1 protein-coding gene is annotated in these 540 nt (G+C 49.1%); it reads left to right on the forward strand.

Going from position 1 to position 540, the window contains the following annotated elements; genetic code table 11:
• Positions 1 to 81: 81 nt before the first annotated feature.
• Entirely contained in the window at positions 82 to 420 is a 339-nt protein-coding gene (gene tnpB, locus IE082_RS11150; protein ID WP_189493977.1) for an IS66 family insertion sequence element accessory protein TnpB, read from the forward strand.
• The last annotated feature ends 120 nt before the right edge of the window (positions 421 to 540 follow it).

Below are 540 nucleotides of genomic sequence, written 5' to 3' on the forward strand. Positions count from 1 at the left end.
TGTACTCCAGGGCGGTATCATACTCGAATGGTCGCATCCACCACAAGCTGTATGGCTGGCTGAATTGCTCAAGAGTTTGGCATGATTCACTGTGAATCATTGCTGTGTGTGATTGAGCCGATGGACATGCGTCGCGGAGCTGATGGTTTGTCGACTTGGTTACAAACCCAATTGGGTCGGATGCCTGATGCGGGCACTGCATTCATTTTTAGTAACCGCAGGCACACGCGCATTAAGATTGCGGTGTGGGATGGTAACGGTGTTTGGCTTTGTGTGCGTCGTTTGCATCAAGGTTCGTTCGTTTGGCCGCGTGTTGGTGACTCGACATTTGAGTTGTCTGTAACAGAATGGCAGTGGTTGATTCAAGGTGTGGATTGGCAACGCCTCACGACACAATTGCCCGACGGTTGGAGTTTATAAAAATAGGGTTTTAAGTGATATCATGGTGGCACATGAATTACAATCACATCATGATAATCGCACCTGCCAACGCCTCAACATCCAACGCTGCACTTGATGCGGCGTTGCGTTACATTGAGC

The sequence above is a fragment of the Formosimonas limnophila genome, from assembly GCF_014652675.1.
Classification (GTDB): Bacteria; Pseudomonadota; Gammaproteobacteria; order Burkholderiales; family Burkholderiaceae; genus Hydromonas; species Hydromonas limnophila.

What these genes read in the sequence shown, in the direction of transcription:
- tnpB (WP_189493977.1), top strand. Translation starts at nt 82, where the DNA reads ATGATTCACTGTGAATCATTGCTGTGTGTGATTGAGCCGATGGACATG.